Raw genomic sequence first — 25,574 nt, 5'->3', positions numbered from 1 at the left:
AGGAAAGAATTTTGAAGACGTTATATATTAACTACACTGGTTCGGAAAAGCGTGTTGCGATAGAAGAGAAGCAAAAAGTTGTCGAACTATTATGGAAACGTAATGAAGAGCAGGAAATTGTCGGACATATTTATGTTGGACGTATCGTAAGAACAATTGCTGGAATGAACGCAGCCTTTGTAAATATCGGATTAGAAAAACATGCATATCTTTCATACGATGATGTACCATCTTCATATCGCATACATGAAGGGCAGGCGATACTTGTACAAGTTGTGAAAGAGGCAATTGATACGAAAGGGCCAAAATTAACGGCGAAGATAGAAATTACTGGGAAATATGTCGTGTATATGCCGTATGATGAAATGCGTGCTGTTTCTCGGAAAATAAAAAATAACAAGAGAAGACAAGAGTTACTTCATATTGAAGTGGAAGGGACAGGAGGATATATATTCCGTTCTGCTTCTGAAAAAGGGACAATCGATGAAATACAAGCTGAAATGCAGCGACTGCAACAACTATATGAAGAATTAACAAGAAAAGAAAACCAAGGGAAGGCACCGTTACTACTTCATCGACCAGCGACGTTTTTAGATCGTGTATTTCAGGAGAATCCAATTGAAACGATTGAAAAAGTAGTTGTAGATACGAGAAGTGTAGTAAAAGAATTAGAAGAAAAAGTCGGAAAAGAAAGAGTCTCCCTGTATAATGAAAAATCTTCGATGTTTAACCATTTTGGAATAGAACGTGAAATCGAGAAAGCACTTCAAAAAATTGTTTGGCTACCAAATGGTGCTTATCTAATTGTGGAACAAATGGAGACGATGACTGTAATTGATGTGAATACGGGTAAGTTTACTGGAAAACAAAATTTACAGGATACAGTACTTCGTACAAATGAAATGGCTGCTGAAGAGATCGCTCGTCAATTAAGACTCCGTGATATTGGCGGCATGATATTAATCGATTTTATTAATATGAAAAGACGGGAAGATAAAGATAAAGTAAGAGAGAGTTTAATGTTAGCTTTACAAGATGATCGTACATATACGAGAGTGCTTGGGTTTACTGAGTTAGGAATTTTAGAAATGACGCGTAAGCGCAAGAAACATTCGTTACGTGACGTATTATTAGAAGAGTGTGCGCCTTGTAAAGCGACAGGTTACGTTATATCTAATGCAACAATTGCGTACGAGCTAGAGAGAGAACTTATTACTTATGGTAATATAGAGGATGAAGCTGTATTGATTGGTGCCTCGAAAAAGGTGCAAAAAATATTTTTACAAAAAGAATTACAAAAAAATATTCCGTTTGAAATTTATTTCAAAGACGAAGATGTAGAGAAGTATGCAGTAATTCGTTTCGGAAGTAAAAAAGAAATAATGGAACGGAAAAAATAGTTAGCAGAACATTTGTTGACAATAGTTAATGATTCATGATAACATCTTTATGTTATAGTTTATAGCACCTAAACGGCTATATGCTACAACCGCACAAGACAGGTTCCCTAAAGGCATTTATGTCTACCTCGTTTTTGGCGAGTCTTAGTAATTAAGAGGAGGTGCAAGTATGTACGCAATTATCGAAACAGGTGGAAAACAAATTAAAGTTGAAGCTGGTCAAGCAATCTACATTGAAAAATTAGATGTTGAAGCTGGTGAAACTGTTACTTTTGACAAAGTTCTTTTCGTTGGTGGCGAAAACGTTAAAGTTGGTAGCCCAGTTGTAGAAGGTGCAACAGTTACTGCGAAAGTTGAAAAACAAGGTCGCGCTAAGAAAATCATCGTTTTCAAATACAAAGCGAAAAAGAACAATCGTAAGAAACAAGGTCATCGTCAACCTTACACTAAGCTAGTTGTTGAAGCTATCAACGCTTAATTCTGGTTAACATGATTAAAATTACGATAAGTCGCACGAAATTAGGAAGTATCCAATCATTTAAAATGACTGGACATGCCAATTATGCGCCACATGGACAAGACCTTGTCTGTGCTGGAACTACAGCGGTTGTGTTTGGTTCTATAAATGCAGTGGAAGAACTTTGTAATGTGCAGGCAACTATTGAACTCGGAAGTGATGGCGGATTCTTAACGTATGAATTGCCTAATGATTTAGACGTTCATACAGCAGAAAAAGCACAAATACTTTTAGAAGGATTGGTTGTTTCGCTTAAGACGATCGAACTTGATTACGGAAAGTATATCCGTTTAATAGAAAAAGTGCAGGAGGTGTAACGTATGTTAAGATTAGATCTTCAGTTTTTCGCATCTAAGAAAGGTGTAGGTAGTACAAAGAACGGTCGTGACTCTCAGTCAAAACGTCTTGGTGCTAAACGCGCAGATGGTCAAACGGTTTCAGGTGGTTCAATTCTTTACCGTCAACGCGGTACAAAAATTTATCCAGGTGTTAACGTTGGTCGTGGTGGCGATGACACTTTATACGCGAAAGTTGACGGCGTAGTACGCTTTGAGCGTCTTGGCCGTGACCGCAAACAAGTGAGCGTATATCCTGTTGCTCAAGAAGCATAAGAACTCACGGAAAACTCTAACCTGAGTGCAGGTTAGAGTTTTTCTATATTAAGGGGTATCTAAATGAATGAAAAATGGACAATTATAGATGCGTTGCGCCACTCAAGACATGATTGGCTCAATCGTTTGCAGATGGTTAAAGGAAACCTTTCCCTTGGAAAAGTGGAAGAGATTCATAAGCTCATCGATCGTTTTGTCCAAGAAGCGAGACAAGAATCCAATCTGATGGGGCTATCAATGCCTTTATTTTCAGAGTGGATTTTAACATATAATTGGAAACAGCAACCGTGCTTATTGGAGTACGAAGTATTGGGAGAATTACATAACTTATCTCATATCGATGAGAATGTATGTACATGGACGAATCAGTTTTTCTTAATGCTTCAGCATAGTTTAGACGTATATGTTGAAAATTATGTTTGTATCACAATTGAAAGTGACGCGGAGAATGCTCGTTTCTTTTTTGATTTTCGTGGAAAGCTAACGAATGTAGAAGAACTACAGAACTGGCTTGCGAACCAAAACAATAAATGGTATTCCATTTCTTATACAGTACGAGACGAAGAGGTCTCAGTTATATTACAACCAATCGAAAAAAGTGTGGTGAAATAATGTTTGTAGATCAGGTCAAGATATATGTAAAAGGCGGCGACGGTGGTAACGGAATGGTTGCGTATCGTCGTGAGAAGTATGTACCTAAAGGTGGCCCAGCAGGTGGCGACGGTGGTAAAGGTGCAGATGTTGTTTTCGTTGTTGAGGAAGGCTTACGTACATTAATGGACTTCCGCTACCAACGTCATTTCAAAGCTGATCGCGGTCAGCACGGAATGAGTAAAGGTCAGCACGGTCGTAAATCTGAAGATTTAATCGTAAAGGTTCCACCAGGAACAATAGTAAAAGATGAAAAAACAGGTCAAATTCTTGCCGATTTAGTAACGCATGAACAAACAGCTGTAATCGCAAGAGGTGGCCGTGGTGGCCGTGGTAACTCACGTTTCGCAACAGCAACGAATCCAGCGCCTGAAATCGCTGAGAACGGGGAACCAGGTCAAGAACGTGATGTCATTCTAGAACTTAAAGTACTAGCAGATGTTGGACTTGTTGGATTCCCAAGTGTAGGTAAATCTACATTATTATCTGTTGTATCATCAGCGCGTCCGAAAATTGCAGAGTATCACTTTACAACAATCGTTCCAAATCTTGGTGTTGTTGAAACGGGTGATAACCGCAGCTTCGTTATGGCTGACCTTCCTGGACTAATTGAAGGCGCACACGCTGGCGTCGGACTTGGACACCAATTCTTACGTCATATCGAACGTACACGTGTAATTGTGCATGTTATCGATATGTCTGGTTTAGAAGGCCGTGAGCCATATGAAGATTATGTCACAATCAATAATGAATTAAAAGAATACAATATGCGTTTAACAGAGCGTCCACAAGTTGTTGTTGCAAACAAAATGGATATGCCAGATGCGGAAGAAAACTTACAAGCATTTAAAGAGAAAGTGGGAGACGAAGTAAAAATCTTCCCAATCTCAGCTGTAACGAAACAAGGTGTTCGTGATTTACTATTTGAAGTAGCGAACTTATTAGAAACAACACCAGAATTTCCAATGTACGATGTTGTCGAGGAGTCTGAAGCAAGTGTAATGTACAAATTTGATGCTGAAAGTCTTAAATTTGAAATTACACGTGAAAGTGACGGCACGTTTGTTATTTCTGGTTACGATATCGAGAAGACATTCAAAATGACGGACTTCTCACGTGATGAATCTATACGTCGTTTCGCTCGTCAAATGCGCGGAATGGGTATTGATGAAGCGCTTCGTGCACGCGGTGCAAAAGATGGAGATATTGTAAAAATTCTTGAATATGAATTTGAATTTATCGATTAAGACTGCCGAAATATGGCAGTCTTTTTTTATTATTTACGGACAATAAAACTCGCCTTGAAAACTAGAGGATATTAAGAAGTTAGGTGAGAATCGGGCTGCCGGTAAAATTAAAGAAGGTGTAGGATGAAAATCAGTAGGGATAGGAAAAACTTCCCACTAAATAAAGTTTCAATTTATAATAGAAAAAGGAGTGATTTTAGAAGAATATTTTATGGGGAGAAAAGAAGCATGTATAAAATATTAATTGTAGAAGACGATGAGAAAATTGCAGAAATATTAGAGGAACATTTAGAAAGATATGGCTATCAATCATTTAGAGCAAGTGATTTACGCCATATAAAAGATGCGTTTGTAAAAGTAAATCCGCATCTAGTGTTACTCGATATTAATTTACCGTATTTTGATGGCTTCTATTGGTGTCGCCAAATTCGCACAGTATCGAATGCACCAATTATTTTTGTCTCTGCAAGAACAGGAGAAATGGATCAAGTCATGGCGATTGAGAATGGCGGAGATGATTACATTACAAAGCCATTCCATTTAGATATCGTAATGGCAAAGGTGAAAAGTGCACTTCGCCGCGGATATGGTGAGTATGCTTTGGCCGCGGAAAGTGACTGTTTAGGTGTTAATGGATTGTTATTATTCCCATCCCAGCACACAGTAGAGTGGAAAGGTCAACAAACGGAACTTACAAAAAATGAGTTTTATTTATTAGAATGTTTAATGAAACAAGCAAATCAATACGTAACACGTGAAGAGTTGTTAGAGGCTTTATGGGATGAAGTAGCTTTTGTTGATGATAATACATTAACCGTAAATGTAAAGCGTGTAAGAAAGAAGCTAGAGGAGCTAGGTATTAAAAATGCTATTGTAACAAAACGTGGGTACGGTTATGCGCTTCTTACAGAGTGGGGCGAAGGGCATGAAGGTTAAAAGCTACCTCATAGACCGTTTTTCCTTAATCCTTTCTTACATTATAAGCCTTTGTTTATTTGGGCTCGTACTGCAGTTACAAAGCCTTTTAGAAAAGAGGTCATTGGACTGGAGTACTTGGCTATATGGACTTTTATTAGGGACAGTTGTGTTTAGTGTATACCTTATTTACGATTACCGAAAAAGAAGTGTGTTTTTAAAAAGAATAGAACAGTATATTGCCGGTGGACATACATTACACGATGCTTTACTCATAGATGCTTCTTATACATTAGAGCAAGAAATGGTCGTTGAAGCGTTCACGTTGCTAAGGCAGCAATATATGAATGAAGTTCATAAGCAGCATGCGAAAGAGCAACAGCAAATGATATTTATGAACCAATGGATTCATCAAATGAAAACACCGGTATCTGTTATTGAATTATTGTTACAGAGATATGGTAAGGAACACCGTGAAGCCAGGGGAACGATTGAAAGTATTCGTGAAGAAAATAATCGTATTTTAAATGGCTTAGATTTAGCGTTACATATGGCAAGATTAGATCAGTTTGCGAAGGATTATAAAGTAGAAGTAGTAAATGTTATAGATGCTATTCGAGATATTATTAATGAAAATCGAAAGTCGTTCATTCAATCTTCTGTATTTCCGAAACTGATGTTTGAGGAAGAGGCTTGTATGATTGCGTCTGATAGAAAGTGGCTTAGTATCGCTATGAGCCAAATTGTTGTAAATGCAATTAAGTATACGAAAATTTCAGAAGCAGAGAAAAAAGAAATTCAATTTCAAATTGAAGAGAAAGATCAAAAGGTGTTACTACATATTAGGGACAATGGAATCGGTATTCCAGAACAAGATGTGAAGCGTATATTTGATCCGTTCTTTACGGGAGTAAACGGCCGTAAAACGAGGGAAGCAACTGGAATGGGTTTATATATTACGAAAGAAATTTGCGATAATTTACATCATGGAATTTATGTACAATCAACAGAAGGTGAAGGGACAACGTTTACGTTCCAATTTGCAAAAGATGAAGAATATCATACATTAATGAGAAAAATGACAAAACTGTAAGATAACAAAACGTTTTGTAAGGGAAATCACTCGTTCCTTTTTCTTATTTTTCTTATAGTAAATGTAAGAAGAAAACACATAGGGGGATTAGAAATGAGTGTTCTTGAAGTAAAAGGGTTAACAAAGGTATACCAATCGAAAGGTTCAGTAGCGACGACTGCTTTAAATGATATAAATTTTAAAATTGAGGAAGGCGAATTTGTAGGAATTATGGGTCCTTCAGGGAGCGGGAAAACAACACTTTTAAATTTATTAGCAACAATTGATAAGCAAACTTCAGGTCATGTGCTTGTAAATGGTGAAGAAATTAATCAAATGCGTGCTGCAAAATTAGCGGAATTTCGTCGTACACATTTAGGATTCATCTTCCAAGATTTCAACTTACTTGATACGTTATCGATTAAAGAAAATATTATTTTGCCGCTTGTAATGGCGAAGAAATCTGTAAAAGAAATTGATGCGAAAGTACTTGAGATTGCGAAGTTTTTGAATATCGAAGGTATTTTAAATAAGAAAGTATATGAAGTGTCTGGGGGACAACAACAGCGCGCGGCAGCAGCGAGAGCAATTATTCATGACCCAACATTAATTTTAGCAGATGAGCCAACAGGAAACTTAGACTCTAAGTCTGCGAAATCATTAATGGGTGCTCTGCAAGATTTACATGAGCAAAAGAAAGTGACAATTGCAATGGTAACGCACGATCCAGTAGCAGCTAGTTATTGCGAACGTATCCTCTTCATTCGCGATGGAGAAATTTTCTCAGAAATACATAAAGGAAGAACGAAGCAAGCCTTTTTCCAAGAAATTTTAGACGTACTTGCGATGCTAGGAGGAGAATATCATGAACTTTCGCCAGCTCGCGCTTAGTAACGTAAAAGGAAATTGGCGTAATTATAAAGCATTCCTTATTAGTAGTTGTTTATCGATCGTCGTATTTTTCATGTATGCTTCCTTCATTTATCATCCAGATGTCGTAAGCGGTAATATTAGTATGAGAACGATGATTACAAAAGGATTAGAATCGATGAATTATATTGTAGTCATCTTCTCAGCACTCTTTATTTTATATGCAAATTCAACGTTTTTACGAGCAAGAAAAAAAGAGTTTGGCTTATTAACGTTAATAGGCGGAACGAAGTCTCAACTTGGCAGAATGATTATATTAGAACAATTGATGTTAGGTAGTATTGCCATTGTAGCAGGTATTGGAATTGGAATGCTTTGTTCAAAACTGTTTTTCCAAGCACTGAGTGTATTACTAAAGGTTGATAAAACACTTCCGCTTGTGTGGAATAGTAAAGCAATTCTTATTACAGCTGGTGTGTACTTTATTCTCTTTTTAATATTATCATTGTTTAGTGTTTGGACAGTAGGACGCTTGCAAATCATTGATTTATTAAGAGAAGCAAGAAAACAAAAAGTGGAGCCTTTTGCATTTACATGGCTATGTGTAGCCGGTATAGGATGTCTCATTGCTGCATACGTCCTTTGCTTCCAAGTAACAATTATGAATTTTCTGATGTATTTCTTACCGATTGTAGGGCTGACAATTGGCGGAACGTATTTACTATTTACACAAGGAAGTACAGTCGTATTAAAAACATTGCAAAAAAGAAAGCAATCTTTCTATACGTATCCAAATATGTTTGTCCTTAGCAATCTTATTTATAAAATGAAAGACAATGCTCGTTTTCTATTTGTCATTTCTATTATTACGGCGGTTGTTTCTTCAGCAGTTGGCACACTTTACGTATATTTTGAAAATATGAGTGCGAAAACGGTAGATATTACGCCGCATGCTATTTCATATGAGGAAAAGGGTATAAATACACATAACATTATTAATGAAGATAAAGTACAAGAGATTGTAAAAAAACATGGATTTGAAGATGCACGAAAATTAACTTTCGTAAAACTACCTGCAACGCAGAAAGTAACGTTTTTTAACAGTGAACATGAAGTACCAACTGCAGTTATTTCAGAGAAAGTATATAATGCGGAAGTGCGTAAACAAAAAAGGGAAGAAGTTAGAGAAGTTCATAATGCACCAGGTAGTGCGACGATGATCATGAGTGATATGACAAATGATATAGTAAAGATAGATCGTACGAAGCCATATGAAGTTACAATCAACGGACAAAAACAGTCTGTTCAGTTAAATGAACCAACTTCATATTCGGTTTTTAATGATGACGATTATCTCATTGTGAATGATCAAGATTTTGAGAAATATGCAAAGCTCGTACCAGATGAAGAAAAGACGAAATATTACGGTTATTATATTGAAGATTGGAAAAGTACAGAAGACCTTGTGCTAGATTTGAAAAAGGAAATTGCACCAGAAAAACAAGGAGAGTTGAAAAGCTCAGTGCTTGCTTATAAAGATATAAGAGAGGCAGGAGCAATTACAATGTTCATCGGTTTCTTCGTAGCAGTACTGTTCTTCTTCTTCGCTTGTAGTATGACATACTTTAAATGGTTTAACGATAAAGAACAAGATCGTATTCAATTTAAATCGTTAAAGAGAATTGGTATGACAGATAAGGAAATCCGCAAAATTGCAATTCGACAAATGGGCGTTATTTTCTTTATCCCGATTTTGATCGGTGCGATTCATAGTGGATTTGCTCTTCATACGTTAGGAAAAATGCTTTATATCGATTTATGGAAATCAGGTGCGATTGTAATAGGGGCTTATATTTTAGCTTCTGCCATTTACTTTATGATTGCGCAAAGAGGATATTTAAAACACGTAAAAAGCTAGGGAAACCTCTAGCTTTTTACGTATGTAGTAAGTTACAGGAGGACGATAGATGAACATTCGGCAACTAGCGATGCAAAATATAAAGGGGAATTGGCGTAATTATAAAGTGTTTTTCTTAAGTAGTTGTTTTGCAATATTTGCTTCTTATGCATATATGTCTGTAATTGTACATCCGTATATGCAAGAAACGATGTGGTATCAAAACGTACGCTGGGGACTTATCCTATGTAATGTTATAATTATTTCTTTTTTCGTTATATTTATTTTGTATTCTACTTCTATTTTCATAGAAGCACGTAAGAAAGAATTAGGACTATATATGTTAATGGGAGCGACGAGGTCTAACGTAATAGGAGTAATTATGACCGAGCAAATGTTGATTGGGATTTTTGCTAACATTTTCGGTATTGGGCTTGGCATGATCTTTTTGAAGCTCTTCTTTATGGTATTTAGCATGTTACTTCGTCTTCCGAAAGAACTCACTGTCATATTAGACGTAAGAGCAATTGGTGTAACGTTTGTTACATATATGGTCGTATTTATTGTCTTATCTTTTATAAGTGCTTTACGTATATGGAATATAAAAATCATTCGGTTATTAAAAGAATTTCGAACAGATAAAAGAGAAAGAAAAACATCGAAGTGGCTTTGTTTATTCGGATTTGCTTGTTTAGGGACGGGATATGCGTTAGCGCTACAAGTGACGATACAAACGATAGCATTATACTTTTTTCCTGTGTCTATACTTGTCTTTTTCGGAACGTACTTTTCTTTTACACACGGAGCTACCCAAGTGTTAGAAATGATAAAGCGAAATAAAAAGATTATGTATACATATCCGTATTTATTTATAGTGAATCAATTGTCACATCGAATGAAGGAAAATGGTCGCTTTTTCTTTCTGATGTCTATGGCAACGACGTTTGTTGTTACAGCAACAGGTACGGTGTTCTTATATTTTTCTAGCATGCAAGATATGTGGCGAGATGGAGGAGTGCACTCGTTTTCTTACATAGAGAAAGGTACTTCTTCTCACGAAGTCTTTGAGGAAGGTACGGTTGAAAAATTACTGCATCAATATGGGTATGATGATTTTCAATATATGAGTTTTGTTGGAGTGTATGCATCTTTTCAGTCCAATAAGGGAGAAACAGAAGTTGCACCGCTTATAAAGGAAAGTGAATACAATCAAGAGGCGAGAAAACAAAAACAGAAAACGTATCATCCAAAAAAAGGTACAGTGACACTCGTTTATTATAATAAACGCAATAATCCGAATGTATATAATCAAAAAGAGATTCAATTACAAGTAATGAATCAAACGTATCCATTCGTATTTAACGGTCAGAAAGAAGGGGTGAAATTTAACCATCACCCTGCGCACATTAACGGTCTGTTTTTCGTCATGAATGATGAAGATTTTGATAGCATAGCAAATAAAATTCCGGATTCTGAAAAACTGATGTATAGAGGATACACATTACCAAATATCGAAAATACGAAAGAATTAAATGAAGATTTACGGAAACATATGAAACAAGATAATAATAATGCATTTCGAAGTAATATGGAGTTATATGTGAATATGAAAGAAGGCGGCGATATTACTCTATTTGTAGGTTCATTCATTAGTATATTATTCTTCCTTACTTCATGCAGTATCGTATATTTTAAATGGTTTCATAATATTGCATCGGACCGAAAGCAGTACGGTGCACTATCTAAACTTGGAATGACGAAGGAAGAAGTGTGGAAGGTTTCTCGTTGGCAATTGTGTATGCTATTTTTTGCGCCGATTATAGTAGGGAGTATGCATAGTGCAGTTGCGTTATATACGTTTCATAATACTTTCTTTATGGACGGATCATTAAGAAAAGTAGGTTTGTTCATTCTGTTTTATATCGCTGCATGTATCATTTATTTCTTCTTCGCTCAAAGAGAATATAAGAAACATTTAGACTAGCGAATGCTAGTCTTTTTTTAATATTCGAAATTTACATAGAAGAATATAAAAAAGTATGGTATAACAGTAAGAAAATGAAAAAGAGGGGAAAAGACGATGATTCGAGTAGGATATTTAGGACCAGAGGCAACATTTACAAATATGGCGGTGAGTCGTTTTTTTCCGGAAGCAGAGCATGTACCGTATCGAACGATTCCAGATTGTATTGATGCAGCTGCAAATGAAAATGTAGATTATGCGGTTGTACCGTTAGAAAACGCCATAGAAGGTTCAGTTAATATAACGGTTGATTATCTCGTACATGAGCAGCCACTTTCCATTGTAGGAGAAATTACAGTACCAATTCAGCAACATTTACTCGTGCATCCACATTATGAAGAAGTGTGGAAAGAAGTATATGCTGTGCATTCTCATCCACATGCCATTGCACAGTGTCATAAGTTTTTAAATGAGGAATTAAAAGGCATAACAGTTCGAGATATGACATCCACAAGTGCAGCTGCACAATATGTGAAAGAACATCCAGAAGAAAAAATTGCAGCTATTGCAAATGAAGCAGCAGCAGAAAAGTACGGATTAACAATTGTAAGGCGTGATATTCATACACATAAAAACAATCATACACGTTTTCTTGTCTTGCATAAGAAAAAAAGGGCGGCACTCCCAAATAACGGAGAAAACCGCGGAGAGAAAACAACGCTTATGATAACGTTACCTGCGGATTATGCTGGAGCGCTATATCAAGTGTTATCAGCTTTCGCATGGAGAAAATTAAACTTATCAAAAATTGAATCACGTCCAATGAAAACAGGTCTTGGCAATTACTTTTTCCTAATCGACGTAGATAAAGCATATGATGACGTATTATTGCCAGGCGTAACGATGGAACTTGAAGCACTTGGGTTTTCTGTTACTGTACTGGGGAGTTATTCTTCTTATTGGTTGTAAGACATGAAGGGGCTGTTAAATTTGTTTGAAACAAAACGTTGTTTATTAGACACAGTTCATGAATCAGATTACGAAAGTATCAAAGAACTATATTTAAATGCAGAAGTGAGAAAATACCTCGGTGGGCCGCGGAAAGCGGAGACAATTAGGGGTGTTTTCAATGAAATGTTATACCCAGAAGAAAACTGTTGGTATTGGATTGTTAGGGAAAAGAAAACAAAAACATTCATTGGAGTAGTATCGCTCGATCCAAATGATGTGAATCAAGAGATTGAAGTATCCTATCAATTTTTGCCGATGTTTTGGAGAGTTGGCTATGCAACGGAAGTAGTTCAAGAGGTAATCGGTTATGCTTTTCATGAATTACAATTATCAAAAGTAATTGCAGTAACACAAACGGCTAATATACCTTCGCGTAAACTTTTAGAAAGATTACGTATGAAGTTAATTCAAACATATTATCGGTTTGGGGCAGAGCAAGCTGTCTATTCTATTGAAGCAAGAGATGAAATTTTGATAGATTAAAAAACTCCCACCTGCAAAGGTGGGAGTTTTTTATTTTAACTTCGCAAGACGATCCTCTAACTGCTCACGCCAAACATCAGCTAGTTCTGGGACAGCAAGAATCTTCTCAATGCCATCTCTATCTTTTCTATTATGAAAATAGATTTCGTTAGAGAAAGAAACAGAAACATTGCTCGGTTGACGTTCTAGTAATGTAATTTTAGAATCTTTACGTACGGTACCTTCTTGAAGAACACGACATAAATACCCAGTATATCCAGTTGCTACAATGCGTGGTAAAATGCCTGGAATACCAAGACGTTTTGAAATTGTGCTACAAGGTACGCGAGCTTGTGTTACTTGAATGATTGCTTCGCCTAGTTGATATGTATCTCCGATGCATACATCACGCTCTAACATATTTGTTACGGTAATGTTTTCGCCAAACGTGGAAGCTGGGAGCGTTGTTTGAAATTCCTTTTCCCATAGTGCGTAATGTTCATATGGATACACACAAACAGCACGATCAGGTCCACCGTGATGCTTTAAATCTGCTACATCATCACCACGGAAGCCGTCTTTTGAGAGAAAAGCTTCTTCTGTAAGTTCTTTACATATACCTGTAATCATTTCTTTATCTTCGCTATATTTCATTTGTTTCGGTTTGCCAATGCTAAAGTGAACGAGTTCAATTCCCATAGTTGATCTCCTTTATAATTGTTTACAATATTATATCATCTACAAAATAAAAGCACAGAGATTGATGAAAAACTCTGTGCTTTACATTAATAAACGAGAAATCCAGCTCGATCTAGTGCATCGCAAGCTGCATCTAATTTTTCTTTAGAATCTGCTTCAATTGTATGTAAGTGAATACCATCTGTTAGCTGAGAAAGGTAAGAAGCGTTTGTGTTTTCTATTTTTTGTAAATATTGCTCTACATCAAAGCGATTACTTACCATAATCGATGCTGTTAAGTCACCGTATACAGGATGTTCAACTTTTACGTCTTTAATCGTAACGCCGTGATCAACAAGCATTGTAAGTTCTTGACGTACTTCTGCTGGTTTATGTTGGCATACGATTACACGTTCAAAAGCTTGTTGTTTCGCTTGTGGTTTTAAATATAAATACCCTTGTGCAGTCGCAATAATCGGTTCATTTCGTGCTTTTAGTAAGGAAATATCTTGAACGATAACTTGCCTACTTACATTCGTCTTTTTAGATAGTTCACTTCCTGATAACGGTTCATTTGCAGCAAGAAGCCATTGCAGGATGAGCTGTCGTCTTTCTTCACCTAAAATCTTTTTTTGATCATTTTGTTTCATTATGATTTAACACCTCTATAAAATTGATTTCCAATTGTGTGTAGTGCATGAATAGTTGTATCAATTTGTTCTTTCGTTGTGTGCTGTCCGAAAGAAAAGCGGACATATTGTTTTGCCTCTTCATACGTTCTTCCAATTGCGAGCATTGTCTTTGAAGGTTCTTGTTTACCGACTTGGCAAGCACTTCCGGTCGAAATGGCAATACCATGACGGTTACATTCTAACATCGTATACTGACCTTCTATTCCTTTTATTGTAACCCCAATAATATGTGGTAAACAAGAAGTAGAATGTCCTTCCACTTCAATTTCTAGAGGAAGTGTTTGTAATTGCTCTAAAAAATAAGATCGTAATTGTTTAAAACGAAAGCTCTCTTCCTTTTGATTCTTTAATATATGCTCTGCGGCTGTTAAAAAGGCGGCAATTCCAGGTACATTCACTGTACCTGGGCGAAATCCTTTTTCATGAGAAGTTCCAGGAAATATTTGTTCCCAACGAACTTGCGGATTTATATAGCAAGCGCCGACTCCTTTTGGGCCGTAAATTTTATGTGCTGAAACAGAGAGACTATCAATCTCCATCACTGTAACGTCTATTGGAAGTTTACCAAATGTTTGAACACAATCCGAATGAAATAAAACATTATATTTTTTTAAAAGTGCTCCAATCTCTGCAATGTTTTGAACGGTCCCGATTTCAGAGTTTCCATGCTGTATACTTGCTAGAACAGTATCTTCTGTAATAACTGCTTCTAAATCTACTAAATGAATTAGCCCGCTTTTATCAACAGGGATTTCAGTAATCGTATAGCCTTGCGATTGTAAGGAGTGAAAATAACTTCGAATCGATGCGTGTTCCATAGGTGTCGTAATAATATGCTTCCCATTCCTAGCATTTAGAAGGGATTGAATCGCAAGGTAGTTAGATTCTGAACCGCCGCTTGTAAAGAATACACCTTGTTCTTTACCCCCAATCATTTCTGCAAATGTTTCTCTACAAACTTGTAATAAAGACGAGGCACTTCCACCGATATCGTGTAAACTTTGTTCATTTCCGAAATATTTCTTTGTTGCTTGTATATATGTTTCTAAAGCTTCTTCGCTCATAGGTGTTGTCGCTGCATAATCAAGATATATCATTATATAATTTCCTCTCTTCAGTAAGAGTGATATTAATTTTCGTTTTTAGAATGGTAGTGAAAATAAGAATTGTAAAAAAACTCTTGTCATTATTTTAAAACTATGTAAATATAGGTGTCAAGACAGTTGAAAAGTGTAAAGTAGGAGGCAACAATTATGCCAAGTGCAGATGTCTTAATTATTGGAAGTGGCGTTGCGGCACTTCGTGTTGCGAAAGAGCTTTGTCACGAAAAGAATGTGATAATTATCACAAAAAAAACAGGGCGCAATAACAATACACATTTAGCTCAAGGAGGAATTGCAGCAGCTGTTGCTGCACATGACAATCCGAGTGGGCATTTTGAAGATACATTAGTGGCAGGTTGTCATTATAACAATGAAGAAGCAGTTCGGTATTTAGTTGAAGAAGGGCCGAAAGAAATAAATAAACTTATTACAAATGGAATGAAATTTGATGGGGATGAAGCAGGGCTCCATCTTGGTAAAGAAGGGGCGCATCGAAAACGTCGTATTTTACATGCGGGAGGAGATGCAACTGGTAAAAATCTATTAGAACATTTAATTCAAGAAGTAGCTCCATACGTTACTATCGTTGAGCAAGAAATGGTACTTGATTTTATTATAGAAAATAATAAATGTATAGGGGCTTTAACACGAAATAGTGAAGGAAAGTTGAAGCGTTACTATGCTGATTATACAGTGTTAGCATCAGGTGGAATTGGTGGTTTGTACGCCTTTACGTCGAATGATGAGACAATTACAGGTGATGGACTTGCGATGATCTATCGAGCTGGGGGCGAACTTGTTGATTTAGAATTTGTGCAATTTCATCCGACAATGTTATACGTGGGCGGGCGATGTTGTGGTCTCGTTTCTGAAGCAGTCCGTGGTGAAGGAGCTGTCCTTATAAATGGAAAAGGACAGCGTTTTATGATGGATATACATCCCGGGAAAGATCTCGCACCGCGTGATGTTGTGGCAAGGGCTATTCATGAACAACTTCTTGCAGGTGAAAAAGTGTACTTGAACATCGAAAGCATTCAAAACTTTGAAAAGCGTTTTCCAACCGTCTCATCATTATGTAAAAAGAATGGTGTGAATCTAAAAGAAAATCGTATTCCAGTCGTACCTGGTGCTCATTTTCATATGGGCGGCGTGAAGACGAATTGTGACGGCGAGACGTCTATTCCAAATTTATATGCAGTCGGCGAAGTGGCTTGTAATGGGGTTCACGGTGCGAACAGATTGGCAAGTAATTCATTATTAGAAGGTCTAGTGTTTGGAAGAAGAATAGGAAAACATATTTTAACTAGACCAGTACAAGAAAGAAAAAATGTATCAGAAGAGAGAGAAAAAAGCTTTATAGCTCTTAATGATTTACCGTTGAAAGAAGAAATACAAGAATACATGATGAAGCACGTTGGGATTGTACGAACTGAGAAAAGTTTATCATATGCTAAGAGATGGTTTAGTAGGTACGGTGTGCGAAATATGATATTACAATATGATGCACTTACAAATGAAGAGATAACGCTTATTAATATGTTAACGGTTTGTGAGCTTATAACAGTATCAGCTTTACAAAGAGAAGAAAGTATTGGTGGTCATTACCGCAGTGATTATCCAGAAAGAAATAAAGTAAGGAAAGAGATTATTCGAGTGAGAAGAAAACTACAACTTGTTTAAAGAGGGGAAGAGGGGTTTTATGAACACGTTAAAGGTTAAGGAAGCATTAAATAGATTTTTTCTAGAAGATATAGGAGAAAGAGATGTAACATCTCAGTTTATCTTTCCCGGTAATGCACTTGCGAAAGGAACGTTTCTTGTAAAGGATTCAGGGGTCTTTGCAGGGAGTTTAGTAATAGAAGAGGGCTTTAAACTAATCGATGAAAAAATTGAAGTTGCACTCCATAAAAAAGATGGGGACTTAGTAGAAAAAGGTGAAATTATAGCAACGGCACAAGGGCCTATTGCGTCTTTATTAACAGCGGAGCGCGTTATATTGAATATCACTCAGCGTATGAGCGGTGTAGCAACGATGACTCGTAAAGCAGTTCTTACGTTAGATAGCAATTACACGCGTATTTGTGATACGAGAAAAACGATGCCAGGATTGCGCATGTTTGATAAGTATGCGGTAGTGTGCGGAGGCGGGTTTAACCACCGCTTCGGTTTGTATGATGGTGTCATGATTAAAGATAATCATATTGCGTTTGCGGGGTCTATTACAAAGGCTGTTACGACAGTGAAAGAAAGATTAGGGCATATGGTAAAAGTAGAAGTTGAAACAGAGACGGAGGCGCAAGTGAGAGAAGCAGTAGAGGCTGGCGCAGATGTTATTATGTTCGATAATCGCACGCCAGAAGAGATTCGTGAGTTTTCAAAACTTGTACCGAGTGCTATCGTTACGGAGGCTTCAGGTGGCATTACAATTGAAGATTTATCGAAATACGGAAAAACAGGAGTAGATTATATTTCACTTGGAGCGTTAACACATTCAGTGAAAGCACTTGATATTAGTTTTAATATTGAGTCTTAATGAGAGTGGTTTAGAGGGGGAGAATCATAAATGGGTATTTTAGAGAAAGTTCAGCCAATTGAAGTAATGTTACCGGAGCGTTATCAAACGATGTCTACATTAGAAATGGAAGAGCGTGTTCGCGAAATTAAAGAAAAAATGGGGGAATTACTATTTATTCCAGGGCATCATTATCAAAAAGATGAAGTAGTGCAATTTTCAGACGCAGCAGGGGACTCGTTGCAACTTGCACAAGTTGCAGCGAGTAATAAAGAGGCAAAATATATTGTGTTTTGTGGTGTGCACTTTATGGCAGAAACGGCAGACATGTTAACAACAGATGATCAAGTTGTCATTTTACCAGATATGCGTGCCGGCTGCTCTATGGCGGATATGGCAGATATTGAACAAACAGAAAGAGCGTGGAAAGAGCTCACAAAGTTATTTGGGGATACGATGATCCCGTTAACGTATGTAAATTCAACAGCTGCGATTAAAGCATTTTGCGGTCGTAATGGAGGGGCAACAGTAACCTCTTCTAATGCAAAACAAATGGTGTCTTGGGCGTTTACGCAAAAAGAGCGTCTCGTCTTTTTACCAGACCAACATTTAGGGAGAAATACAGCGTACGATTTAGGTATTCCTTTAGAGAAAATGGCAGTGTGGAACCCGCATACAGATTCACTAGAGTACGATGGAGATATAGAAGAAATTCAAGTGATTTTATGGAAAGGCCATTGTTCTGTTCATCAAAACTTTACTGTAAAAAATATTGAAAGTGTGCGAAAAAACTATCCGGATATGAATATTATTGTTCACCCTGAATGTTGTTATGAAGTTGTTGATGCGTCTGATTATGCAGGGTCGACGAAATATATTATTGATATGATTGAAGCAGCTCCAGCAGGAAGTCAATGGGCGATTGGTACAGAGATGAATTTAGTGAATCGAATTATTCAGCAACATCCAGATAAAGAAATTATTTCTCTAAATCCGTTTATGTGTCCTTGTTTAACGATGAATCGGATTGATTTACCCCACCTGTTATGGGCGCTTGAGAATATAGAAAGAGGAGAACAACTCAATGTTATTCGTGTAAATAAGCAAGTAACAAAAGAGGCGGTTCTTGCATTGAATCGTATGTTAGAGCGTGTGTAAAGCAACGGGACTTCCGTTGCTTTTTTTCTTGCATGTAATCATAAGAAGAGTGAAATAGGCATACATTGTGTTGAGGAAATCATTGTGATTTTTTTATGATTATTCCACTTCAAACCATATTGAAAATAGAAGAAGTGATAAAAGTAGATGAAGTTAAGTTTTTTAGAAAGTGTTACTTCGAAGTGTTTTTACTTATAGATAAGTTATACAGGAGGGGGAAAATTTGAAAATTCATATCGTGCAAAAAGGGGATACCCTTTGGAAAATTGCGAAAAAGTACGGAGTGGATTTTGAAACGCTAAAAAAAACAAATACACAACTTAGTAATCCAGACCTTATTATGCCAGGGATGAAAATTAAAGTACCATCGAGTAGCGTTCATGTGAAACAACAGGCTGGATCGGGTTCAGCGCCTCCGAAACAATATGTAAAAGAGGTGCAGCAAAAAGAGTTTGCATCAACACCAACTCCACTCGGAATAGCAGATGAAGAAGAAGTTACGTATCAATCAGCACCTATTACACAGCAACCAGCTATGCAACAAACGCAAAAAGAAATGCAGGTGAAACCACAAAAAGAAATGCAGGTGAAACCACAAAAGGAAATGCAAGTGAAACCACAAAAAGAAGTACAGGTGAAGCCGCAAAAAGAAGTGCAAAAAGAAATACCAATTCAAAAACCACCTGTCATTCAAAAACCACCTGTTGTAGAGAAAGTAGAAAAACCAAAACCGACTACGAAAGAGAACACTAAATTTTCTGTTAATGTATTACCGCAGCCGCCGCAACCGCCGATTAAACCGAAAAAAGAATATAAAATTTCAGACGTAATAAAAAAGGGAAGCGAGTTAATTGCTCCTCAAATTAATAAAATGAAACCTAACAACATCATTTCCCCGCAAACGAAAAAAGACAATATAGGAAATATATCACCACAAGTAAAGAAAGAGAACGTAGGAAACGTATCACCACAAGCGAAAAAAGAAAATGTAGGAAACATAGTATCACCGCAAGTGAAGAAGGAAAATGTAGGAAACATAGTATCACCGCAAGTGAAGAAGGAAAATGTAGGAAACATAGTATCACCGCAAGTGGAGAAGGAAAATGTAGGAAACATAGTATCACCGCAAGTGAAGAAGGAAAATGTAGAAAACATAGTATCACCGCAAGTGAAGAAAGAAAATGTAGGAAACATAGTATCACCGCAAGTGAAGAAGGAAAATGTAGGAAACATAGTATCACCGCAAGTGAAGAAAGAAAATATAGGAAATATAGTATCACCACAAGTGAAGAAAGAAAATATAGGAAACATAGTATCACCAAACGTATCAAAGGAAAATGTTGTTATCCCGCAAGTAATACCGCCAAATATTCAAGTGCCAAATATAATGCCGATGCTGGATAACAATCAACCACCAAACATAATGCCGATAATGGATAACAACCAAATGCCAAACATAATGCCAATAGCGGATAACAACCAAATGCCAAACATAATGCCAATAGCGGATAACAATCAAATGCCAAACATAATGCCAATAGCGGATAACAATCAAATACCAAACATAATGCCGATAATGGATAATAACCAAATGCCAAACATAATGCCGATAATGGATAATAACCAAATGCCAAACATAATGCCGATAATGGATAATAACCAAATGCCAAACATAATGCCGATAATGGATAACAATCAAATGCCAAACATAATGCCGATAATGGATAATAACCAAATGCCAAACATAATGCCAATAATGGATAACAATCAAATGCCAAACATAATGCCGATAATGGATAACAATCAAATGCCAAACATGATGCCAATAATGGATAACAATCAAATGCCGAACATAATGCCAATAATGGATAACAATCAAATGCCAAACATGATGCCAATAATGGATAACAATCAAATGCCAAACATGATGCCGATAATGGATAACAATCAAATGCCAAACATGATGCCAATAATGGATAACAATCAAATGCCAAACATGATGCCGATAATGGATAACAATCAAATGCCAAACATGATGCCAAATCAAATGCCAATGATGCCGCCATATCCGCATTATCAACAACAAAATCCATACTATAATATGCCATATCAACAAGGAGCACAGGTGGTACCACAATATACTTCTATGCCAAATCCGAATATGATGCCAATGGATAATAATATGCCACCACTTGTGCAAGGTGAGGAAGATTGTGGATGTGGAGGAGAAAGTAGGTTATATAGTCCGCAACCAGGTGGACCACAATACGCCAATCCTTTATATTATCAACCGACTCAGCCAGCACATGCACCGCAGCCGGGAACGATGTATTATCAGCCGGATCCACCAAATGTATTTGGAGAACCAGTTTCAGAAGAAGAGGATGAAGAGGAAGTTTAAAAAAGGTGGGGAATTCCCGCCTTTTTTGTATTTGTGATTATTAGAAAAAATAGAAGATTTACATTAAGTGCTAGAAAATTCCTAGTGAAATATTAACAGTGTAAAAAACCTCTCTGTTACTCATCATAAGAGGGAGCTTTTCGAAAAGAGAAGTGCATTCTAACAAGGGGGGTTTTTGTATTGAATACGAAAGTTAAAATTATTGCTGCTTCTTTGTTAGTTACCAGTGCGTTAGCTGCATGTGGTACACCTAAAGAGAAAACTGCGATGGACGGGCGTAATTATAATTACGAGCGTACATCTTATAATGATACACATCCAAATCGTACTAATGTAACGCATAACGATCGTTATACAGATTATGTAACATACCGAAATGGAAACAGAGCAACAGACAATGTGTATGATAATCGTAACGGTACCGGATATAATTATTACCGTGATGTAAATTACAATGGACAAATTGCTAATCCGCACCCAACACGTAATATTACAATGAACAATTCATACATTAACAATGATGGTAAAACTGCAGAAAAAATTACGAATCGTGTGAAACGTATGAATAACGTAGATCGAGTTTCTACAGTTGTATATGGAAACGATGTAGCGATTGCGGTAAAACCACGTAATACAGCGACAGATGAAACAGCGATGGCAAACGAAATTCGTCAAGCTGTTGCGAGTGAAGCTGGAAACAGAAACGTGTACGTCTCTGTAAGAAATGACATGTTTACTCGTGTTGATGCAATGAGTACGCGTCTACGTAACGGCACAGTTACAAACAATTTTAATCGTGACATAACAAATATGTTCCGAGACATTCGTTACGGTCTAACTGGTACAGTACGATAACAATAAAGAGGAAGGGGAATCCCTTCCTCTTTATTCATCTTCGTCTTCTAAACGACGTTTTTTAATGAGATAACTAACGGAATAAGAAGTTAAAAAGCATACGAAGAGGATACTACCTGTAAGGATAGCTTCAAACAGAGGTCTCTCTGGACTGAAAAGGATATAAATAATAGCCATAATAATCCCTACAATAAGGGAGCGTAAGACAAGTTTGTAATAAGGAGTTAACTTTATTTCCTTTTCGCTTTCTTCTACATCGATTGAAATACTTAATTGTAAATAGCTAAGTAAAATACTTGTAAGAATAAATAATAACCATAATGGAGATTTCGTAATTTGATCCATTCCTTCAGTGAATCCGATATAGCCTAAAATTCCGATTATACCAATTGATTGAAAGAGAAAGGCAATACGTATGTTTTTTAATGTTTGGAGTATGAGACGTTCATCTTTAATTTTTTTCAAAGTATTCAGCCCCTGTTTATATTTATAGTATTAATTGTAACATATATATTACATTAATCAATTTATAATTTACATAAACTTTATTTGGGTAAAAAAGGGAATTAAATATTTTTATAAACATGTTGCGCTCCTATCTTATTAATGTTATATTAGCAAAGCGATGAGCTAATTTACGTAAGACGAGAGATATGCTTAAGTGCTAAACACGCGAATGTGGTCGCCTGGTCTCTCGCCGTAAACGCATCAAGACGCCTGCTATGCAGGCGTCTTTTATATTTTATAAAGATAAAGTGAAGTTTAGAGAAATCTAAACTTCACTTTTTTTGTTGGTTTTAATGACGAAACATTTGGAATGTATTTATAAATATTCTCAAAAGAATTAATATGTAGTGGTAATTTTGGGTACAACGTTTTTTTCTTTATGGGACTTCACTATACTTCTACTATGAATGGCTCACTTATCATTGCTACAATGCCAGTCTTTGTGACATTGGGAGCAATATTATTTTTTAAAGAATCTTGGAGTTTAAAAATAGGAATAAGTTTAATTTTATCGCTTATCGGTGTAATAGTTGTTATTACGAGTGGTTCATTGAATACGCTTGATGCGATCCAATAAAGATAAAAAACTACTTTCGCATAATCACTGCGATTCTAAATAGTTGGAAATAGTGTAAAGGTGTACAAAAAATTAAATTCTATAATTCTTAATAGGGGTATTCTATGAATTAGGGATAAAACCCCCATTTCCGGAAAAACTACAAATGAAAGTATGATTTTGCCTAGAAGAGGTGAACGGAAATGAAATGGATACTGATTGCAGTGCAAGCTTTCGTTATGGTGTTTTGTTTAGTTTATGAAACGAGTGTGAGGGCGGAAGGGCCAGTACCAGAAGTAAAAGAAAAAGAACCTCAAGTTACAATTTTATTAGAGCGTATGTATGTTGATGGAGAAGTAAGTGAGGAAATATTTACGGAAAAAGTAGTGAATTTGGAGCAGTTTTTGCAGCAATATAAAGAGTGGCAACTTGTTGATCGTGATGATGTACAAATCGTATTACAAAAGAAAATTGATGATATTTCACCTTTGTTGAAAACAAGTGGTTATTTTGGTGTTTCAGAGGAAGGGATATTACAAATTTTTAAAGGTGTACCGAAAAGTGATAACGCGATTCACTCATTTTTTCAAATTGATATGAAAAAGCTTGAAAGTTATGAACGGGCGAAATTAAAACGTGGCATTCGTATAAAATCAAAAGAAGGTTTTGTGAAGACCATTGAAAAAATGAAGCAGTATGCAGTGAGAAAGTAAGAAAAGCAGCTCAATGCGAGCTGCTTTTCTTATTTATTTTTATCTAAAATTTGTTTAGCGATTTCATCAATTAGCATATCTTTTCCGATTGGATTAAATGCTTTCGTATTGAAGACTTCATTCGATACTTCGTATACGTGATTATTTTTCACTGCTTTATTATCTTTCCAAACTGCACTGTTTTTATAGTCTTCATACACTTTATCAGCCTCGCCGCCGAAGTTTACAATGAACATTTGATCAGGCTGGAATGCAACGAGACCTTCTAGTGATACTTGTGCCATCGTTTGTTTTAAGTCTGTACCTTTTGTTGCTGGAAGTTTTAAGTCGTTAAAGATGATGTCACCATATCCGAAGCTACCGTATACACGGAAGTTTTGAGGTGTTACTGCAACGAACATAAAGTTTTCGTCTTTTGTTTTTTCTTTAATTTTTTTAGATAAAGAGTCGGCTTTTTTATCGTAGTCTGTAATCCATTTATCAGCTTTCTTTTCTTCGTCAAATAGTTTACCTACTTCTTTAAACTTACCGCGCCAGTCTTCTAGATTTGTTTCTAGAACAACTGTCGGTGCCACCTTTTCTAGTTGATCATAAATTTTCAATTGACGATTGTTTAAAATAATTAAGTCTGGTTTTAAAGCAGTAACAGCTTCTAAATCAACTTTAGGTGCCCAATACCAGCCAACAGCTTTTACTCCGTCTAGCTTTTCTGTTAAATGATTTTGGATTTTATCTTTATATGTATTTGCTGTACCAACAGGTTTATGTCCAAGAAGTAACAATTCTTCTGTTGATCCAGATAAGTCAACAATTCTTTTTGGATTTACTGGAATTGTCGCTTCTCCTTTAGCATGTTTGACAACTTTTGTTTTCGGTTGTTCTTTCGCTTTTGACTCATCTTTTTGAGAAGAGCAGCCAACGATAGAAAGAACAACTAACATGATAGTAAATAAAATAAATAGCCTTTTTTTCATCCTGATGTAACCCCTTTAATTAATATTGATAATCATTATCGACTACTGTATAGTAATGTTCTTTCTGTATTTATGTCAATAGAAAAAAACGGAAATTTTAAACAGAGAACATTTGTTGGGGTAGCCTCGCTTTTCTATTGTTAAATATGTTAAAATGGAATACATGATTTGAGAGGGAGAGATCGTATTTTGTTTGAATATGTTACAGGTTACGTGGAGTATGTAGGACCGGAATATGTCGTAATTGATCATAATGGAATTGGTTATCAAATTTTTACACCAAATCCATATGTCTTTCAAAGAAGTAAGCAAGAAATTCGTGTCTATACATATCATTATGTGAGAGAAGATATTATGGCACTTTACGGATTTAAAACACGTGAAGAGCGTTTATTATTTACAAAATTGTTAGGTGTATCAGGCATTGGACCGAAAGGCGCTCTTGCAATTTTAGCTTCTGGTCAAACAGGACAGGTCGTTCAAGCAATTGAACATGAAGATGAGAAGTTTTTAGTGAAATTCCCAGGTGTTGGAAAGAAAACAGCGCGCCAAATGATTTTAGATTTAAAAGGGAAATTAGCAGATGTTGTACCAGATGCGTTTGTTGATTTGTTCTCAGATGTCGAAAGTTTTGATGAGAAGAAAGGTTCATCAGTTGAACTTGATGAAGCGCTGGAAGCACTGCGTGCACTCGGTTATGCAGAACGAGAAGTTTCTCGCGTTGTACCAGAACTATTAAAAGAATCACTAACGACGGATCAATATATTAAAAAGGCACTTAGTCTTTTACTAAATGGTAAGAGGTGAGT

General features: G+C 36.4%; 25 protein-coding genes, 2 pseudogenes and 1 other annotated feature. Of the genes and pseudogenes, 22 read left to right on the top strand and 5 right to left on the bottom strand.

What is annotated here, in order from left to right:
- Positions 1–11: 11 nt before the first annotated feature.
- The 13 genes from ACTFQM_RS17185 to ACTFQM_RS17125 all read left to right on the top strand — a co-directional run bounded on the left by ACTFQM_RS17185 (position 12) and on the right by ACTFQM_RS17125 (position 12,637).
- Positions 12–1,400, top strand: a complete 1,389-nt coding sequence (locus ACTFQM_RS17185) for an Rne/Rng family ribonuclease (protein ID WP_440035332.1) — start codon at positions 12–14, stop codon at positions 1,398–1,400.
- Positions 1,401–1,477: 77 nt separating this feature from the next.
- Positions 1,478–1,555, top strand: a sequence feature (ribosomal protein L21 leader region).
- 14 nt (positions 1,556–1,569) lie between these two features.
- Entirely contained in the window at positions 1,570–1,878 is a 309-nt protein-coding gene (rplU, locus tag ACTFQM_RS17180; protein ID WP_000270907.1) for a 50S ribosomal protein L21, read from the top strand.
- A gap of 11 nt (positions 1,879–1,889) precedes the next feature.
- Positions 1,890–2,234, top strand: coding sequence for a ribosomal-processing cysteine protease Prp (locus ACTFQM_RS17175; RefSeq protein WP_002008596.1), 345 nt, complete (start codon positions 1,890–1,892; stop codon positions 2,232–2,234).
- 3 nt (positions 2,235–2,237) lie between these two features.
- Positions 2,238–2,528, top strand: coding sequence for a 50S ribosomal protein L27 (rpmA, locus tag ACTFQM_RS17170; RefSeq protein WP_000944957.1), 291 nt, complete (start codon positions 2,238–2,240; stop codon positions 2,526–2,528).
- Positions 2,529–2,591: 63 nt separating this feature from the next.
- Positions 2,592–3,140: a Spo0B C-terminal domain-containing protein gene (locus ACTFQM_RS17165; RefSeq protein ID WP_440035331.1), complete on the top strand. Its 549-nt coding sequence runs from the start codon at positions 2,592–2,594 to the stop codon at positions 3,138–3,140.
- Complete coding sequence (obgE, locus tag ACTFQM_RS17160; protein WP_000497121.1) at positions 3,140–4,426, top strand: GTPase ObgE; 1,287 nt, start codon at positions 3,140–3,142, stop codon at positions 4,424–4,426. The genes ACTFQM_RS17165 and obgE overlap by 1 nt, the downstream gene beginning before the upstream one ends.
- Positions 4,427–4,654: 228 nt before the next feature.
- Positions 4,655–5,362 (top strand): response regulator transcription factor, encoded by a 708-nt coding sequence (locus tag ACTFQM_RS17155; RefSeq protein ID WP_025147487.1) that lies wholly within the window; start codon positions 4,655–4,657, stop codon positions 5,360–5,362.
- On the top strand, positions 5,352–6,434 hold the full coding sequence (locus tag ACTFQM_RS17150) for a HAMP domain-containing histidine kinase (protein ID WP_440035330.1): 1,083 nt from the start codon (positions 5,352–5,354) through the stop codon (positions 6,432–6,434). The genes ACTFQM_RS17155 and ACTFQM_RS17150 overlap by 11 nt, the downstream gene beginning before the upstream one ends.
- Positions 6,435–6,527: 93 nt before the next feature.
- Positions 6,528–7,304 (top strand): ABC transporter ATP-binding protein, encoded by a 777-nt coding sequence (locus ACTFQM_RS17145; RefSeq protein ID WP_427349316.1) that lies wholly within the window; start codon positions 6,528–6,530, stop codon positions 7,302–7,304.
- Entirely contained in the window at positions 7,279–9,201 is a 1,923-nt protein-coding gene (locus ACTFQM_RS17140) for an FtsX-like permease family protein (protein ID WP_440035328.1), read from the top strand. The genes ACTFQM_RS17145 and ACTFQM_RS17140 overlap by 26 nt, the downstream gene beginning before the upstream one ends.
- 49 nt (positions 9,202–9,250) lie before the next feature.
- Positions 9,251–11,164, top strand: coding sequence for an ABC transporter permease (locus ACTFQM_RS17135; RefSeq protein WP_440035327.1), 1,914 nt, complete (start codon positions 9,251–9,253; stop codon positions 11,162–11,164).
- Positions 11,165–11,260: 96 nt separating this feature from the next.
- On the top strand, positions 11,261–12,112 hold the full coding sequence (gene pheA, locus ACTFQM_RS17130; protein ID WP_071718539.1) for a prephenate dehydratase: 852 nt from the start codon (positions 11,261–11,263) through the stop codon (positions 12,110–12,112).
- A gap of 21 nt (positions 12,113–12,133) precedes the next feature.
- A complete protein-coding gene (locus ACTFQM_RS17125) occupies positions 12,134–12,637 on the top strand; it encodes a GNAT family N-acetyltransferase (RefSeq protein ID WP_440035326.1) in 504 nt (167 codons plus the stop codon).
- Between the two features lie 30 nt (positions 12,638–12,667).
- On the opposite strand, the gene ACTFQM_RS17120 is transcribed toward ACTFQM_RS17125, so the two are convergent.
- From ACTFQM_RS17120 to ACTFQM_RS17110, 3 genes are all read right to left on the bottom strand, one after another.
- On the bottom strand, positions 12,668–13,315 hold the full coding sequence (locus tag ACTFQM_RS17120) for an MOSC domain-containing protein (protein ID WP_440035324.1): 648 nt from the start codon (positions 13,313–13,315) through the stop codon (positions 12,668–12,670).
- 86 nt (positions 13,316–13,401) lie between these two features.
- Positions 13,402–13,944 carry a transcription repressor NadR gene (locus ACTFQM_RS17115; protein ID WP_002173606.1) on the bottom strand — a complete coding sequence of 181 codons (543 nt, stop codon included), beginning with the start codon at positions 13,942–13,944 and terminating at the stop codon, positions 13,402–13,404.
- Positions 13,944–15,086: an IscS subfamily cysteine desulfurase gene (locus tag ACTFQM_RS17110; RefSeq protein WP_440035815.1), complete on the bottom strand. Its 1,143-nt coding sequence runs from the start codon at positions 15,084–15,086 to the stop codon at positions 13,944–13,946. Before ACTFQM_RS17110 ends, ACTFQM_RS17115 begins: the two co-directional genes overlap by 1 nt.
- 153 nt (positions 15,087–15,239) lie before the next feature.
- On the opposite strand from ACTFQM_RS17110, the gene nadB reads away from it, so the two are divergent.
- The 6 genes and pseudogenes from nadB to ACTFQM_RS17080 all read left to right on the top strand — a co-directional run bounded on the left by nadB (position 15,240) and on the right by ACTFQM_RS17080 (position 22,015).
- On the top strand, positions 15,240–16,769 hold the full coding sequence (gene nadB, locus ACTFQM_RS17105) for an L-aspartate oxidase (protein WP_440035322.1): 1,530 nt from the start codon (positions 15,240–15,242) through the stop codon (positions 16,767–16,769).
- 19 nt (positions 16,770–16,788) lie between these two features.
- Positions 16,789–17,622 (top strand): carboxylating nicotinate-nucleotide diphosphorylase, encoded by an 834-nt coding sequence (gene nadC / locus ACTFQM_RS17100; protein WP_440035319.1) that lies wholly within the window; start codon positions 16,789–16,791, stop codon positions 17,620–17,622.
- A gap of 30 nt (positions 17,623–17,652) precedes the next feature.
- Positions 17,653–18,759, top strand: coding sequence for a quinolinate synthase NadA (gene nadA, locus ACTFQM_RS17095; protein ID WP_440035318.1), 1,107 nt, complete (start codon positions 17,653–17,655; stop codon positions 18,757–18,759).
- A gap of 223 nt (positions 18,760–18,982) precedes the next feature.
- Positions 18,983–19,139: pseudogene (safA, locus tag ACTFQM_RS17090) on the top strand (SafA/ExsA family spore coat assembly protein); the annotation flags it as partial.
- A 155-nt stretch (positions 19,140–19,294) separates the two neighbouring features.
- Positions 19,295–21,160 carry a spore coat protein gene (locus ACTFQM_RS17085; RefSeq protein WP_440035812.1) on the top strand — a complete coding sequence of 622 codons (1,866 nt, stop codon included), beginning with the start codon at positions 19,295–19,297 and terminating at the stop codon, positions 21,158–21,160.
- Between the two features lie 180 nt (positions 21,161–21,340).
- Entirely contained in the window at positions 21,341–22,015 is a 675-nt protein-coding gene (locus ACTFQM_RS17080; protein WP_002173599.1) for a YhcN/YlaJ family sporulation lipoprotein, read from the top strand.
- A gap of 30 nt (positions 22,016–22,045) precedes the next feature.
- On the opposite strand, the gene ACTFQM_RS17075 is transcribed toward ACTFQM_RS17080, so the two are convergent.
- Positions 22,046–22,480 (bottom strand): branched-chain amino acid ABC transporter substrate-binding protein, encoded by a 435-nt coding sequence (locus ACTFQM_RS17075; protein ID WP_440035317.1) that lies wholly within the window; start codon positions 22,478–22,480, stop codon positions 22,046–22,048.
- Between the two features lie 388 nt (positions 22,481–22,868).
- Between ACTFQM_RS17075 and ACTFQM_RS17070 the strand changes: the two are divergent.
- Together ACTFQM_RS17070 and ACTFQM_RS17065 are read left to right on the top strand one after the other, a co-directional pair.
- Positions 22,869–23,084, top strand: a pseudogene (locus tag ACTFQM_RS17070) (EamA family transporter); the annotation flags it as partial.
- Between the two features lie 197 nt (positions 23,085–23,281).
- A complete protein-coding gene (locus tag ACTFQM_RS17065) occupies positions 23,282–23,791 on the top strand; it encodes a BofC C-terminal domain-containing protein (protein ID WP_002173595.1) in 510 nt (169 codons plus the stop codon).
- A 29-nt stretch (positions 23,792–23,820) separates the two neighbouring features.
- Here ACTFQM_RS17065 and ACTFQM_RS17060 read toward each other — a convergent pair whose 3' ends face one another.
- Complete coding sequence (locus tag ACTFQM_RS17060; RefSeq protein WP_002173594.1) at positions 23,821–24,765, bottom strand: iron-hydroxamate ABC transporter substrate-binding protein; 945 nt, start codon at positions 24,763–24,765, stop codon at positions 23,821–23,823.
- A 189-nt stretch (positions 24,766–24,954) separates the two neighbouring features.
- On the opposite strand from ACTFQM_RS17060, the gene ruvA reads away from it, so the two are divergent.
- Positions 24,955–25,572: a Holliday junction DNA helicase RuvA gene (gene ruvA / locus ACTFQM_RS17055; RefSeq protein ID WP_000464514.1), complete on the top strand. Its 618-nt coding sequence runs from the start codon at positions 24,955–24,957 to the stop codon at positions 25,570–25,572.
- The last annotated feature ends 2 nt before the right edge of the window (positions 25,573–25,574 follow it).

It is taken from the genome of Bacillus cereus group sp. MYBK30-2 (assembly GCF_051915945.1).
GTDB lineage: Bacteria > Bacillota > Bacilli > Bacillales > Bacillaceae_G > Bacillus_A > Bacillus_A paramycoides.
This window is presented reverse-complemented; position numbering and strand designations above follow the sequence as displayed.